The following is a 15,110-nucleotide window of genomic DNA, read 5'->3' as shown; positions in this document are numbered from 1 at the left end:
GAAATTGATCCTCTGTCATGCCCATTAGGGAATCCCCTTTGCTTGCCCGGGAATGTCCTTATCTGTGGTAAATCCCTTTCATGCTTGGCAAAGGCATATAAAAAATTAGAATTTCATTTGAAATAACATTATTTCACTAACTTTAAAAAATTTATTCTTGAATAATCTACCTTTTTAACTTAATTAATGGTAAATTATAAGGGGTCATGAAGATTGGTATACGAGATTGGTATACGAGCAGTGCTGCCAGCTTCAAATGGTGATTCGGAAAGGTGGGATGGTGAACGTTATCTTCTAATTTGGAAAGGTCAACGATTTTGTATTCGTAAGTACCCTAATCCCCAATACAAAGGAGAATCTACTGATGACTATGAAAAAATCACTATCTGCAGTAATCGCGTTTGTACTTATGCTGAGCCTTCTGCCTGTTTTCCAGGGAACTGCCAACGCTTCCTCTTCCGATTCCGTCTACCTCAACGGCTCCATCTCTCTGAGCGGACCAACGGACATCGAGTTTATTGAAGGAATCCAAGCCACTTCCGAAACCAAACTGGCTCTGAACCTGCCGCTGAAAAAAGATGAAATGATGATCGTTTCCTACGAGTATTTCAATGAAAGCAAAAACAAGTGGGAACCGCGTGATGTGCGCGTCGTTCATGGCCCTGTCAAAGGATACTATGGCACGCTGCAATCCGGATATGAGTCCGGCAAATTCCGCATCGCCATCAGCACATCCAGCGAAAATCCGGTATCTGGTTACTACCATGCCGAATATCCACAGTTCTAAAACGGATTTTTCCATGAATTAAATTAAATGAAAAGCCAGTGCAAACCGCGATGATCGGTTTACACTGGCTTTTTTTCACTTTCATTCGTTGTATCCTGTAATCGCATGTTACTGGGTATACGTATCTTCAATAACAGTAGAATCTCCGGTAATTCCGTATACATCTTCCGTAACTGCAGATGCCGGATCAATGGTATTGTAGAACAGCATAAGTTCATGCAGATACAAGGATCGGTTTTGGCTTTCCATATAGATCATGATTCCTTCATATTTACCTGGACGAACAGGAATAGGCTTATTTTTGCCGAATGCTGCTGCTTCCGGCACATACATATATTCATCCTTTAGCAAAATCCACTTGTCATTTTGCAGCCCGTAGATCTGAATTTTTTGCTTGTCGATCAGAGAGCCTTTTATGCTGGTTCTGAATTCGCCCTTACTGGTTACGGGACTATCCGTGAATAAATTACTGTGCCTGTTCACAAGCTGTACTGCATGAATATCAACCGGCTTTGGAAAAGCAAAATTGATCATTCCACTATTGGAATAAGGAAATGGAATGCGCCAGTACGTCTTGATATTATGATCGGCTGCACTTTTTGCCAGACCATTTGTTCCCCCACTGTTATATTCATTATTAGCCGTTACTTTGGTGCCTTGCGGTACATGTTCACCAACCGGATAAGCTTTGGGTGTTGCCTGTACACGCTCGGAATAATTCTGCTCTTTTCCATCAACGATCGCCTGGATACTAAAATCTGTCGGCTCTCCTGCATTAATGATATCCTTTATGATATATCCTCGATAAGCTTCTGCAGGTACCCGTACGGTCTGCATCTGGTCATAACCCCAGGTAATATTATAACCTTCTGCGCCATCAACAGGTTCCCAGCTAAGTCTTATATTGTCAGGACTTTCATCGGACTCAGCTCTGATTTGAGAAGTTATTTTTTGATGTTCAGAGCGATACAATACTTCATAAAAAGCAAGATAATCGTCAGTACTCTGGAAAGTAAAATCCATTCTGTCGTACGATCCGTCAGGAATATCTACTGCTTTGAGGGCAGATAAATCTGCACTTTGACGAGTCTGAATCTGTGAATCTTTTATACTGAACTTTTTTTCATCGTTACGATAACCGGTAATCGTATAGCTCACTTTGCCGTGATTCCCGCTCTCTATTACAAATTCCAATGCATTCATATAAATCGGATACTGACTGGATATACTAAACTCGGCTATTTTCTCAGGATTGTCACTTTTCCATCTGTATCCATACCATGGATATTTAAAATTCCCATCAATCAGATGACTTACTGTATCATTTGTATATAAAGAACCGTTTATCGCTTTTGCACTCGTATATTCGGGATAATAATAACCACCCAGCGGAATCGCCGATATACGGTTGGAGAAATTGCTTTGTATTCCATTGTGAATTGCTGCCACAATAAAATTCTGTACCTGGGTATTTTCAAGTCCAGTCAGGATATACCCACTGTAGGCAGTTGCCGGTACAATAACTTCCCGGTACTTTCCATCGAGAGCGGGACGATAACGAATCACATAGTTATCTGCGTTTTCAACAGGATTCCACTTGAGGTGTACTTGTCCGTTACCGGCTTCGCTCTGCAGAGCTGTAGGTGCCGGCAGTGATGAATCATAATTGATTTCCCGGATATCTATTTTCCAATCTCCCTTGATATCAAACTTTAGACCATCATACCAATCGGGGGCAATGGGAATCGGCTCCTGTATAAAAGAGAATCCTTGTTCAATGTTATAGCTGCGCTCTGCTAGCGGAATCCATTCTCCATTTTTCAGTCCCCAGATTTTATATACATTGTTGCGCTTTACCGTATCCGAGCCGGTCACAAGTTGAATGGCGTTCATCTGGTATGGTTCGGAGAAGTGAATTTCAATGTCTGCTGTCACGGGATCACCTCCTGCCCAAACCTTGTATCCAGAGCGAACATCCCCGTCTCTCAATTGTTCGATATTGCTTTGAGGATAAGCTATACTGCTTTTTTCCCGGGTGCCATGCGGGAGAGGCCGCCCAATCAGCTGCGGCTGCTCATTCTCCTCCGCATGGATCAACGGGAATGGAAGCAGGCTTGCCAGAAGAGCCAGACCGACCATCATTTTCATTACTTTACCTACCATTTTGTTCATCATCAACCTCCTACAGGTTCAGAGAACCAATGAAGCTGCATGAATAATCTCGTTCTGGCTGCTCGGTGCAGTGACTTATGTATGGCTACCAGGCAGGTCCATCTTATTCTCCGGGATACAGTCATGGACTGTTGAGTACATCATATTAAATTCATTACTCTTTTACCATATATTATATAATTTGGATCTATATTTTTATATTTGTGCAAACAATTCCACAAAAAACGATTCCATTTTATTTTAAATTAAAATTATATTCTTTGTTTTTTGGACCAGTAGCTCGTTAATGTTATATACATGTCAGTGAATATTTATTGAAAAACAGAAAAATAGAATGATGATAATCAACCCGCTTCCTGTTAAGTTCATGTCGTTTCCAGCCTTATTAAATCCGTTATCAAGAGACGACAAGTAAATACTCTTGAGGGACCATTCTTGCTCAAACGCTTTGTACCGGCTTGTAGTGGAAATTATAACATGAATCCTGCTAATTCAAGATCATGTTAAGCGGAAGTTTTCGTTCGTTTTCCCTATCCTTTTAAATCAATTTCAGCTTATGGTACTTATAAGTAATATAAGAATATTGAACGACCTGGTTTTATCTTTATTTCAAATTCAATAATCATCCAAATCTTTATATATATTCCTTATTTCTTTTTTGTAAGCGTTATCTTATAATGAGTTGCGTAAACGTTTGCACAAATGACTATCAAGGAGGACTGGTTTATTTGTTACCTGGTAAAGTGAATTTTAAGAAATGGGCATCCATTCTGTTTGCAATGATGCTGCTGGTGTCGATGCTCTCTGCTATCGGTGGGTATACCACCCATGCAGCGGATAATTCGGTAACCGTATATTACAAAAAGGGCTTTGCCGCTCCGTACATACATTACCGTCAGGCCGATGGTAAATGGACAGCAGCCCCGGGCGTGAAGATGGCAGATGCCGAAGTAAACGGATATGCCAAAACTACAATCAATATTGGTGCGTATACCGAGCTGGAAGCGGTATTCAACAATGGTACCGGCACATGGGATAACAATGGTTCCAAAAACTATTTTTTCAAAACAGGTACATCCACTTATGTACCTGGTGCCAACAATGCAGCAGGTACCATTACTACCGGTGCACCGAGTGAAACGGTAACACCAACCGATCCGACGACTCCACCGTTAGCGGATAATTTTGGACCGGTGGATTGGAGCAAGCGCAGTATCTACTTTATCATGACAGATCGCTTCGACAATGGCGATACCAGCAATGATAACTACGGCGGCTTCAACTCCAACAAAAGCCAACCGATTCAGTGGCATGGTGGTGACTTCCAGGGTATTATCAACCGCCTCGACTACATCAAAAACATGGGTTTCACCGCTATCTGGATCACGCCTGTAACCATGCAAAAGAGCGTAGCCGCTTATCATGGCTATCATACGTATGACTTCTACTCTGTTGATGGTCACCTTGGTAACATGGCCAAGTTCCAGGAACTGGTCAAAACCGCACACAGCAAAAATATTGCTGTGATGCTGGATGTCGTGGTCAACCATACCGGCGACTTCATGCCAGGTAACGGCACAGCCAAAGCACCATTTGACAAGCCTGACTGGTATCACAATGCCGGTGAGATTACCCAGAACGATTACAACTCCAACAATCAGTCCCGTATCGAAAATGGCGACGTCGCCGGTCTCGACGATCTGAAACAGGAGAACCCTGCAGTTGCGACCGAGCTGAAAAACTGGGGCAAATGGATTATCCAGCAGTCCAATGTAGACGGCCTGCGCGTGGATACAGCCAAACATGTACCCAAGCCATTCCTCAAAGACTTTGACAGTGCCGTCAATACATTTACAATCGGTGAAGTATTCCATGGCGATCCGGTCTATGTCGGCGACTACAGCAACTATCTCGATGCCGTACTCGATTTCCCGATGTACTACACCATGCGTGACGTATTTGCCAAAGACGGTTCCATGAACCTGATTAAAGAACGTTATACTCAGGATTCTCGTTACAAAAATCCAAACCTGAACGGCACATTCCTCGATAACCATGATGTGAAGCGCTTCCTGAACGAAGCGACAGGCAAACCGGGAGCCAATTCCGATAAGTGGCCTCAGCTTAAAGCAGCACTCGGCTTCCTGCTGACTTCTCGTGGTATTCCGATTGTGTACCAGGGCACCGAGCAGGGCTTCAGCGGCGGTGACGATCCAGCCAACCGCGAAGATATGAAGTTTGATACAAATAACGAACTGTACAAATATATCGCCAAAGTAAACGCAATCCGCAACAGCCACCCAGCTTTGCAAAACGGTTCGCAAAAAGAAAAATGGGCGGACACTACCGTTTATGCGTATCAACGCTCCAGCGGTACCGATGAAGTCGTTGTCCTGATCAACAACTCCTGGGGTAGCGAGACCCGCACCATCCCGAATCTGGATAACTTCGGCAACGGCACCGTGCTGAAAAACCAGATGGGTACCGATTCCGTTACGGTTAACGGTGGGTCGATCAACATAACCCTGGGAGCAAAAGAAGTAAAAATCCTGACAAAATAAGCGTTTGGCAGTATAAACGCGAGGTACAATGAAAAAATGCTTTTTGCAAAGCAAAATAGCTTACCTTTAGCGTTTGGCAGTATAAACGCGGGGTACAATGAAAAAGCAGCAGAACCTTCACTCGACGGTTCTGCTGCTTTTCTTTTTAACTCGATCTGCTTGCTGCTGTTTATGAATCCATAACAACTGCTCTACAGTCGTCTCCTATGCGAACATTGAGCACGGATGTGAGTCCCTGCACTCGATCTCCGCTTTGACTTTTTCTCTGTATTTAATATAGTCCATAAGCCTAACGTCTCCCATTTTCAGATCTTTGCCCCTTATTATAAGATCGCATGGTATAATGGGGGATCAGTCAGTACTATCGTCAAACTTACAGGAAATTTACAGGAGGCCCTACAACATGATTACCCAGCCCTTTACGCCGGAGATTGTCCAGGAGACGGTCCGGTTTACCGAACTTTATACACGAATGGCCCAGCAGTTATGCGAGTCTCTTTTGACCGCTGAATATATTAATATGCCTTCCAACGAACAGGAACTCCCTTCTTTTGAGAAAGTAATGGAGCGGATTGTGGAAATGGACAATCTGAAGCCCATCTGGTACAAAGGTCAGTACTGGAATATCGATCCCCATGGGGATCACTGCCTGTTTATCAGCGACAGCGGCCTGCCGATCGAAGTCAATATGTATGACAGCACCCGGATTGATGCCGCTTTTTTCAGTTCATTTCTGCTTCATCTCCCGGCTGCCCAGGTAGTGGTACGTCTGATCGACACGGTTGATTTTGCGACTATTTTTCATCTTTTTGAATATCTGACGGAACAGAATCTGCTCATACAGATTGACGGGACAAACTTCAAACTTCAACTGATGGAATAAACTGCTGCTGCACAGGGAGAATGCTCATTCGTAGCCAGATGAGTTTTTAAATGTAAGCTATTTGCTCCGCAAAAAGCATTTTTTATTGTACCCCGCGTTTATATTGCCAAACGCTGATTTTGTCTATTTCCTCGCTCTCCCCAAATTTATTATCGTTAGCCCTGCGTGGAAGCAATCAGATGATATGGACGGTACTCCTGAATGGACAATTCGATCAGCAGCCGGGAGATCGGAATATCATCGATAATGGCTTTGCGCTTGGCTTTGAGCATGATCTGCTCCATATCTGCGTAGCTGCATCCTTCCATCTCTGCGCTGGCCCATGCCAGCAGCCCGGACTCACATGGAAATTCTCCACACAATCGTTTCATATATTCCAGCCGCAGTTCTGCTGCTGGATTGCCATATACCATCTTGGTATCAAATCGCCGCCAGATCGCATTATCCAGCTCGGTCTCCAGATTGGTCGCTGCGATGAAAATGCAGTGCTCCGGGAATTCATCCAGACACTGCAGCAGCGTATTGACCACGCGGGCCATTTCCTTGACCTCATCGTTATTATCCCTCGTACGGGCTACCGCATCAAATTCATCCATAAACAGCACACATGGCTCGATTCGTGCATACTCAAAGATTTTGCGTACATTACTGCCGGTCTCGCCCAGATGCGCATGAATCAGTGCATCTAGCCTTACCGTGACCAGCGGCAGTTCCAGCTGATGAGCCAGATGAAACGCTGTCAGCGTCTTGCCGGTTCCCGGCGGACCGAACATCATGATTTTGTTGGGTACCGGTACATCATGGACCGCAAATTGTTCTTTCATATCAATAATCTTCAGAAATTCGCTGGTGATCAGCCTGTTCTCGGGAGACAATACAATATGCCGGGCTCGCTGGCCGCATTCCTTGACACTGTACACCGAAGCCATCTCGATGCCTTTGGTAAGCGGCATTTTGCCATAGTTGCGTCTATTTTTACTCATGGGGATTATGCACTCCTTGTAGGTTATGGAATGGTAACAATCACTATCGTTACTGTTGTATCTGCACCGGCCATGGCAGCGGATTGGTAAAAGCGCTCCAGTCCTGCTCCAGCTCTTCGTCGCTTAACAGACACTCATCCAGTTCCGCTTCCAGTTCAGCCCGATCCATACCGATCCCGATCATGACCAGTTCAGTCAGACGGTCTCCCCACTGCTCGTCCCAGCGCTCACGCACATCCGGTTCTTCTTCCAGAATGGTCTGCTGTTCCTCCACTGGCAGCCCAGCCACCCACTGACCTGCAGGTCCAAACTGGATAGACGGACCGGCCTGACTCAGACTTGCCGCCAGATCGCCTTCGGCTGCCAGCCAGACCAGACCTTTGGCGCGTACGACCTGCTCCGGCCAGTAACTCATGTATGCAGCCAGACGCTCCGGATGAAATGGAGCCCGCCGCCGATACACAAAGGAGCTAATCCCATACTCTTCCGTCTCCGGCGTATGTTCATCCATTTCAAGCTCACGTATCCAGCCTGCCGATTGACTCGTCTTCTCAAAATCGAATAATCCCGTATTCAAAATGGCTGCCGGATCGACCTGTCCGTTACTCGTACGGATGATGCGCGCGCTTGGCTGCAGCTGGCGAATAACCTGCTCCAATCGCTCCAGCTCCTGCGGCTCCACTAGATCGCACTTGTTGAGCAGCAGTACATCACAGGTCTCAATCTGGTCGATCAGCAGATCCACTACATCGCGGGTATCTTCACTATCGGTCGCCTGGTTGCGATCCAGCAGCGTCTCCCCGGATTCATAATCATGCCAGAACCGGTTGGCATCCACGACCGTTACCATGCAGTCGAGCCGTGCCAATTCCGTCAGGTCGATGCCCAGTTCCTCATTCGCATACGTAAATGTCTGCGCGATCGGTACCGGTTCACTGATGCCCGTCGATTCGATCAGGATATAATCAAACCGTCCTTCCAGCGCCAGCTTCTGCACTTCCTGCAGCAGATCGTCACGCAGGGTGCAGCAGATGCATCCGTTGGACATCTCCACCAGCTTCTCGTCTGTACGCGACAATGCCCCCTGTTCCTTGACCAGGGCCGCATCGATATTGATCTCGCTCATATCATTGACAATCACCGCCACCTTGAGTCCCTGACGATTGTTCAGTACATGGTTGAGCACCGTCGTCTTGCCTGCTCCGAGATAGCCGCTTAATACCGTTACCGGCAGTTGTTTTACAGTCATATTCATTCTCCTTAGCGTTTGGATCGACAGGTAATGATCCGGCTGAGTACAGTGGATAGAATGGATGTTGGGTTGATGCACTCCGCCTTGTAGGGATCATTCATGAGGTATCCAATCGATTATTTTATTTAATAGTAATTATTACGATTAATAGGTAAAAATATATGCTTGTTTGTCTGTTTTGTCAACTATGCGATTCTAAAGAACTATAATATATAATGAATAAGAACCACATAAAGCTGTATTTATACAAGAGAAAGTTGGAAGTTGCATGGGAATTTATGAAATGAACAGTAGCTAGAAATATCAAAATTACAATAACGAAAACTAACCTTACAGCATTTCAAGATATTGTTAAAATGGACGAGACCTACTTTCTTTACTCGCAAAAGGACAAGCGAAATATTGCCGAACGCAAGCCACGTAAACGTGGCGGCAAATCGAAATATCGTGGTATAAGCCACGATCAAGTGTGTGTGCTGGTTGCCCGTGACCGTCAGAAAATGACTTACTCTGGCGTACTTGGGCGTGGACGTATTCGGGCTACAAAATTAGACGAAGCAATTGGTGCCCATCTATCTGACTCAAACGCATTATGCACTGATTCATGGAGGGCATCTAGCTCCTGTGCGAATTCAAAAGTCATGACTCATTACCGATTCAAGTCCGACGGAAAACAACGCGTGAAAGGCGTGTACCCTATCCAAAACGTAAACAGCTACCACAGCCGATTGAAGAGATCGCTTCAATGGTGTTGCAACAAAGTATTTGCAGAATCACTTGGCGTGGTTTCGTTACTTAGGCAGCAAGGAATATAAGAATACCGCATCGAATAAGAAAAATATGTTGTCAAATCGTGCCGGTTTACTGTGACCGACACGAACACCAAACTTCGGCTTTCTGCTTATTCTTTTTAAGCTAACAGACAGTTATGTGTAACTTTCAGGAAATGTAAACATCTAGATAAAGTAAGGAACGAGGAGGCAGACATTTCATGGGAGGAACGAATGTATGGGATGCGGAGTGGGAGATTAACGAAGAGCAGGCCCAAATGCTGATCGGCAGACAATTTCCTCAGCTGTCATCGAAGCAAGTGAAACGATTGGGCTGGGGCTGGGACAATACGGTTTTTCTTATCGGTGACGAGTACGTGTTTCGGTTTCCAAGAAGAACCATTGCAGTTGGCTCGATTCGTATGGAAGGAAAGCTGCTGCCGAAGCTGGAGGCATATATGACCATCCCCTATCCGAAACCATTGTTTTATGGCGAAGCAAGTGACGAATACCCGGCACCATTTCTTGGCTATGCTTACGTGCCAGGAGATTTCCCCATCGGTTTGACGGAAGAACGCCGGGCTTTATCGGCAGAGACGCTGGCAAAATTTTTGCGGAGATTGCATGAGTTTCCGGTGCAGGCGGCGCTGAAGTACGGAGTTCAGCAAGATCATCGAAGCTTGACGGACATCGCATCGCGCAAAGTGAAATTGGAGGGCTTTCTAACGAAGGTGGTTGAACATTTGTCGCCGGAGGAGTCCGGTGTGATCGAAGCGTATATTAGCAGGCTGCAAAAAGACCGTGTAGAGGCGGTGAATGCACTGCTGCATGGCGATCTTCATTTCAAAAATATGCTTGTGAATGAGAACGGGATCGTTTCCGGCATCATTGATTGGGGCGATCTGAGCGTAGGTCATCCGGCTTGCGATTTGAGCGTTGCTTATAGCTTTTTACCATCTTATGCTCGCGGCGTGTTTTTTGAAATGTACGGAGGAGCGGACGAGGAAACGAAGCTGCTGGCGCGGCTGATCGCGGTATACATCCCCGTACTGATCTTGATGCAAGCGGTCGATGACGGGAATGAAGTGATTGCGGCAGAGGCAAAATCCAACATCATGCGGGCGCTGTCGGATTAGGCTCATTATTTCGTTGTGACTATGGGGCTACGGCCATAGGTACGATCCGCCTTCTCTGATGCCGCTTTATGTTGAGGAACACGAAATTCAACAGAGTAAGTCGTTACGCTAACGGGACACAATAGCAATAAACCGCCTTTTCAACGAAGGCGGTTTTCTTATGGTCAAATATCAACATTAGAATTTAACACAGCCTTTTTTAAAGTAGAAATTGCGTACAATTCCGTCCGTCTTTACCTATTTTCCTATGTAGCGCTGGAATCCAACAGCCGAACCAGTTGCAATAGCTTCATCCGTATCCGCCCCAATGCCATCATCGTCTTATGCATCTTCGGATACCCCGACAAATCATACCTTTCCAAAAACCGGTACTTCGGATAGCAATCATAAAAAGACTTTTCCAGCCACTGCTTGTATTTATAACGTTCCAGCGCATCTGCCAGCCGCTCCCCGGTCCGACGGCTCGCCAGCCCTACGATCAATGATTCGTAGGTACCGAAGTCCGCATTGATAATCTCATCAGCTGCGTGCTGCTTGAACTCCTCCGCAAAGTCCTGCTGCAACCAGACCCATTCTTCGTAAAAAGCCAATGTCTCATATTCCTCTGTGTACAACTGCTGAATCTCTTCCAAAACCGTCTGTATACTCATCTGCAATCACCTGGTCATCCATGACCTTATATGAATTTCACTGCTTAATCCTCTTCTGCCAAACATAACTCAATAAAGGCAAACCAGCTCTCCGCCTCTACGCAGCGGTCTTCCCAGTCATGCCAGTAATACAGCACCTGTCCATACGTACCACCCTGATCCGGATCGGTGTCCAGGCAGAGATAGTCGCCTGCTCCGTTCGTCGCTACCGGAACCCAGGCCGGGCTCCATACTACAGGTCTGACTCCCGGGCCATTATCTACTTCCATCTCATCCAGCTCGACCTCTTCATTTAGAAACTGCCACTGTTCTAAAATGGAATCTATCGGCAGCAGCGTCAGATTGCGTACAAATGGAGTCACACCCATCTCATCTCGCTGTCCGGCATATACCTGGTAAAATGCCTTGATCTCAGCAGGAATCTCCAATTTCATACTCTCTGCGATTGGGTCCCATGCCTGCTCATCCACGCCGGGCAAAAGCTGAAGATCTTCTTCTTTGCCGCCTTTCTTTGTTATGGCTGCTGTGATCACATTCTGCCAGAGTTCCACCGCCTGTTCTATTCCCACTAATGCATCCCCTCTCATTATTCTATTCTCTGTATCGTAATACGACAGCTGTACAATGAGCAAGCTGCCATGAAAATAATATTGACGTTATGAATGCAGGAATTTATAATTTCTTTTTTTCAGGTTTTTGGGTTTATTATTATGAATTTTTCATCTATTGAAATATTTTTTTCAGTCTGGTAACCCTGGTATTCATTGCTATCCTCTCTCGTACTGAATGTGCTGCTAACCGATAACAGGGATTCCACAATATAACCTCACTATAAAATGCAAAAAGGAGCACAGCACCATGAGGTGTTAGCTCCTTTTTTAACTTTCCATTCTTTTAAGAATATTGCTTCTTTTGTCTGCGTACCTTACTTTATGGTCATCTACCCATCTCAATTACTCCCAGGCTGTCACAATCTCCTGTTTGCGCTCTTCGAGCAGCTGCTCCTTGTCATCCCGGTAAAATAGATTGTACGTATCAAATGGAATGATTCGTCCGTCCGGATGGACGATATGCACGCAAGATTTTTTTACCGAACGTACATCAAAGTTATAGGCATCCAGAAACTGCATAATGATTACGCGGAAGACATTATCATAGTTAATCTGCTTGGGCACGGCTGCCAGCGGCAGGCAGCAGAGCAGGCTTTTGAGCGACAGGGCCGAGGAGATGGGCGAGTGACCGGTCGACAGCAGTTCGAACAGTTTGCCGCGAATGACCGGATCATTTTCGAACACGATCGTATTGCTGTCTCCTTCCAGCAGCACTTCCGGCTCAATCATGCGGGTCAGTGGAATGACCTGCTTGCCGACTTTTAGTGCATAGCCCATTGCCAGACAATCGGGGTGGCAGGGTACCGGCAGAATATCATTTTCGTTAAACACGCCGGATTGGTCGATGATCATCTGACGCACTTCGCTTACAGTCAGGCGATCGGTTGACGGATCGTAGCCTTCCAATCGTCCTGCGGCCTGGATCGGCTGAATAGTCACGCCGCGTACAGCACGCTGCTTGAGTCCATATTGAATAATTTTGCCGATCTCATGGTCGTTCAGGTCTTTCTTAAGTGTCACCACAAGGGTGGTGGACAGGTTGAACTCATTCAGATGACGAATCGCTTCTTCGCGGATACGGCGTACATCCGCTCCGCGCAGCTCTTTGAGTACATGGGCTTCAAAGCTGTCAAACTGCAAATAAATCTCAAAGCCCGGCATATACCCTGCCAGCCGGCGGACAAATTCCCGATCCTGGGCAATCCGCACGCCATTGGTATTGAGCATAATATGCTTGATGGGACGGCTTTTGCACATATCGAGAATCTCAAAAAAGTCCGGATGGGTCGTCGGCTCCCCTCCACTGATCTGCACAATGTCCGGCTCCCCCTCATTCTCGACAATCCGGTCGAGCATAAAGGCGATCTGTTCCAGTGAACGATACGATGTGCGATGCGGGGACGATTCGGCAAAGCAGATCGGGCACTTCATATTGCAGTGATCCGTAATCTCCAGCAGAGTGAGACAGCTGTGCTGCTCATGGTCCGGACAGAGGCCGCAGTCGTAGGGACAGCCGTATTTGATCGGAGTATTCCAGATCTGCGGCATCTCGGACGGTTTGACGAACTCGCGGGTACGATGATAGTACTCCACATCCGTCGAGATCAGCACCTTTTCCGGTCCGTGTACGAGGCAGCGCTTGACCATATAGATGCGTCCATTTTCCTCGATAATCTTGGCTTCTGCCTTGCGATAGCAAGTTGAGCAGATACTGTTGGTCAGCTCATGATAGAGATAAGGCCGATTTTTAGGCATGGGATTGCTCCTTTTGTCTGAATAAAATATGTACAAGTCAGTAGAGTGATCGGTGAATACTGCCTAGTATCAACATTTGTGCTTGAATGTTGTGAGATCCATGTCAGCCCGAATAGTCTGCGGTGACAGCTGTACGCTGCTGCGGGCCTTTGCCAAACAAGAGCCAGCTGTAATAGATCAGTCCGGCCAGGCAGGCGAGCTGGATATTGTTCAGCCCCAGATATGGATGCAGCGTCGGCTTGATGAATTCAATAGCGAACCGGAACAGCAGATAGCCGGCCATGAACCATTGGAACATCCTGCCGGAGACATAGCCTGTACCCGCTGCTGCCGATTGTCCGCGGCTCTGACGATACAGTGGAATGAGCAGAATCGCCAGTACAATCAGGAAAGCGATCTCGTACAATTGCGTCGGATGGCGCAAAATGCCATCTCCAAAATCGACACCCGTCACCCAGGTGGTCGCGATCCCATACGTATGATCATCGAGTCCGGTCAGGAAACAGCCGATTCGCCCGATCGCGATCCCGAGGATGAGCGGATATACAAAATCATCTCCGGTCGAGCTCTTCCATCCTACCAGCCGCTTGGTCAGCTCCACGCCGATCAGCCCACCCAGCAGGCCGCCGACAATCGTCTTGCCTCCCCAGAGCAAATGTCCCTGACTCAGCTGCTCCCAGGTCGCTGCCGGATCTTCCAGCCAGAACAGCAGCTTCGCTCCCAGCGCAGCACCAAGTATGGTCCCTGCGAGAATCTGCAGGCTCACCAGCTTGCTCATCTGACTTGGACGCCGTGTCCACAGATATACACGGAACCCGATAAAGTAGGACAGCGTCTCGAACAGCACATGCGGATGAATCCGCCATGAGCCAATATGTAGATATACCGGGAATTCCATAATTCCTCTCCTTTCTCCTCGCTACATGCCGAACAGCATGGCTCCGCATATCGCAAACAACAGCAGGGTCAATCCGCCTATAGCCGCGAGAATCGGTACAATGACCTGCAGGAACCAGTTGAATTTGCGCGGCTGCGGTTCATCCATGTTCGGGCGCTGAAACCGCGGAGCGATCGGAATATCTGCATCACAGTTGACCCGGCAGGCATCCATCTCCGGACTGTAGCACTCCTCACACAGCGGTTTACTGCAGCGGGAGCACTGATGCAGTGCTATGCGATCCTTATGATTTTTACAATAAAAGTTTGCCATATCTTCACCTCCATCGGCATTTGTTTCCATTGTATACGCTGACAAATATTCCGACCAGTTTTGATTGTGAACAATGCTTTACAGGGATCGGGTAAACATCGCGGACATCAGACAGTATATAAAAAAGAGTGCAGAAAAGTCATTACACTTTTCTGCACTCCATATTGTACAATCGGTGTATTTATTGGGCTTATTTTACAATTTAGGTTTCTTATCGTTCTTTATCCATTAGATACTACATATATCGTATACCCTACTCTCGCCAGAGTTCTCCACATTCAGCGAATTACCGGTAATACAGACAAGATTGTGCACCCTGTAACCACTTATTACTATACTT

The 15,110-nt window shown here is 46.6% G+C and carries 11 protein-coding genes and 2 pseudogenes; 5 read left to right on the top strand and 8 right to left on the bottom strand.

The window, feature by feature from the left end:
* Positions 1-364 precede the first annotated feature (364 nt).
* On the top strand, positions 365-787 hold the full coding sequence (locus M1D61_RS10495) for a hypothetical protein (RefSeq protein WP_458122281.1): 423 nt from the start codon (positions 365-367) through the stop codon (positions 785-787).
* Between the two features lie 108 nt (positions 788-895).
* On the opposite strand, the gene M1D61_RS10490 is transcribed toward M1D61_RS10495, so the two are convergent.
* Positions 896-2,962, bottom strand: a complete 2,067-nt coding sequence (locus M1D61_RS10490) for a hypothetical protein (RefSeq protein WP_458122280.1) — start codon at positions 2,960-2,962, stop codon at positions 896-898.
* Positions 2,963-3,798: 836 nt separating this feature from the next.
* Here M1D61_RS10490 and M1D61_RS10485 point away from each other — a divergent pair.
* Both M1D61_RS10485 and M1D61_RS10480 read left to right on the top strand, forming a co-directional pair.
* A pseudogene (locus M1D61_RS10485) lies at positions 3,799-5,520 on the top strand (alpha-amylase family glycosyl hydrolase); the annotation flags it as partial.
* Between the two features lie 403 nt (positions 5,521-5,923).
* Positions 5,924-6,403: a hypothetical protein gene (locus tag M1D61_RS10480; RefSeq protein ID WP_458122279.1), complete on the top strand. Its 480-nt coding sequence runs from the start codon at positions 5,924-5,926 to the stop codon at positions 6,401-6,403.
* A 155-nt stretch (positions 6,404-6,558) separates the two neighbouring features.
* Here M1D61_RS10480 and M1D61_RS10475 read toward each other — a convergent pair whose 3' ends face one another.
* Both M1D61_RS10475 and M1D61_RS10470 read right to left on the bottom strand, forming a co-directional pair.
* Complete coding sequence (locus tag M1D61_RS10475; RefSeq protein WP_458122278.1) at positions 6,559-7,386, bottom strand: AAA family ATPase; 828 nt, start codon at positions 7,384-7,386, stop codon at positions 6,559-6,561.
* 49 nt (positions 7,387-7,435) lie between these two features.
* The gene (locus M1D61_RS10470; RefSeq protein ID WP_458122277.1) at positions 7,436-8,635 is read right to left on the bottom strand and encodes a GTP-binding protein; all 1,200 of its coding nucleotides are present in this window, start codon (positions 8,633-8,635) and stop codon (positions 7,436-7,438) included.
* A 341-nt stretch (positions 8,636-8,976) separates the two neighbouring features.
* Between M1D61_RS10470 and M1D61_RS10465 the strand changes: the two are divergent.
* Positions 8,977-9,552 (top strand): annotated as a pseudogene (locus M1D61_RS10465) (IS1595 family transposase); the annotation flags it as partial.
* 77 nt (positions 9,553-9,629) lie between these two features.
* Positions 9,630-10,544 (top strand): phosphotransferase, encoded by a 915-nt coding sequence (locus M1D61_RS10460; RefSeq protein ID WP_458122276.1) that lies wholly within the window; start codon positions 9,630-9,632, stop codon positions 10,542-10,544.
* Between the two features lie 245 nt (positions 10,545-10,789).
* Here M1D61_RS10460 and M1D61_RS10455 read toward each other — a convergent pair whose 3' ends face one another.
* From M1D61_RS10455 to M1D61_RS10435, 5 genes are all read right to left on the bottom strand, one after another.
* A complete protein-coding gene (locus tag M1D61_RS10455; RefSeq protein WP_458122275.1) occupies positions 10,790-11,194 on the bottom strand; it encodes a YxiJ family protein in 405 nt (134 codons plus the stop codon).
* 44 nt (positions 11,195-11,238) lie between these two features.
* The gene (locus M1D61_RS10450) at positions 11,239-11,763 is read right to left on the bottom strand and encodes an SMI1/KNR4 family protein (RefSeq protein ID WP_458122274.1); all 525 of its coding nucleotides are present in this window, start codon (positions 11,761-11,763) and stop codon (positions 11,239-11,241) included.
* Positions 11,764-12,147: 384 nt separating this feature from the next.
* Entirely contained in the window at positions 12,148-13,560 is a 1,413-nt protein-coding gene (locus M1D61_RS10445; protein ID WP_458122273.1) for a radical SAM protein, read from the bottom strand.
* 103 nt (positions 13,561-13,663) lie between these two features.
* Positions 13,664-14,458, bottom strand: coding sequence for a prolipoprotein diacylglyceryl transferase (locus tag M1D61_RS10440; protein WP_458122272.1), 795 nt, complete (start codon positions 14,456-14,458; stop codon positions 13,664-13,666).
* Positions 14,459-14,479: 21 nt separating this feature from the next.
* On the bottom strand, positions 14,480-14,770 hold the full coding sequence (locus M1D61_RS10435; protein ID WP_046214052.1) for a hypothetical protein: 291 nt from the start codon (positions 14,768-14,770) through the stop codon (positions 14,480-14,482).
* Between the last annotated feature and the right edge of the window lie 340 nt (positions 14,771-15,110).

This window comes from Paenibacillus sp. Z6-24 (genome assembly GCF_054161335.1).
The sequence above is the reverse complement of the archived record's forward strand: the minus strand, read 5'-3'. Positions and strand labels throughout refer to the sequence as shown.

What these genes read in the sequence shown, in the direction of transcription:
- M1D61_RS10495 (WP_458122281.1), top strand. Translation starts at nt 365, where the DNA reads ATGACTATGAAAAAATCACTATCTGCAGTAATCGCGTTTGTACTTATG.
- M1D61_RS10490 (WP_458122280.1), bottom strand. Translation starts at nt 2,962, where the DNA reads ATGATGAACAAAATGGTAGGTAAAGTAATGAAAATGATGGTCGGTCTG.
- M1D61_RS10480 (WP_458122279.1), top strand. Translation starts at nt 5,924, where the DNA reads ATGATTACCCAGCCCTTTACGCCGGAGATTGTCCAGGAGACGGTCCGG.
- M1D61_RS10475 (WP_458122278.1), bottom strand. Translation starts at nt 7,386, where the DNA reads ATGAGTAAAAATAGACGCAACTATGGCAAAATGCCGCTTACCAAAGGC.
- M1D61_RS10470 (WP_458122277.1), bottom strand. Translation starts at nt 8,635, where the DNA reads ATGACTGTAAAACAACTGCCGGTAACGGTATTAAGCGGCTATCTCGGA.
- M1D61_RS10460 (WP_458122276.1), top strand. Translation starts at nt 9,630, where the DNA reads ATGGGAGGAACGAATGTATGGGATGCGGAGTGGGAGATTAACGAAGAG.
- M1D61_RS10455 (WP_458122275.1), bottom strand. Translation starts at nt 11,194, where the DNA reads ATGAGTATACAGACGGTTTTGGAAGAGATTCAGCAGTTGTACACAGAG.
- M1D61_RS10445 (WP_458122273.1), bottom strand. Translation starts at nt 13,560, where the DNA reads ATGCCTAAAAATCGGCCTTATCTCTATCATGAGCTGACCAACAGTATC.
- M1D61_RS10440 (WP_458122272.1), bottom strand. Translation starts at nt 14,458, where the DNA reads ATGGAATTCCCGGTATATCTACATATTGGCTCATGGCGGATTCATCCG.
- M1D61_RS10435 (WP_046214052.1), bottom strand. Translation starts at nt 14,770, where the DNA reads ATGGCAAACTTTTATTGTAAAAATCATAAGGATCGCATAGCACTGCAT.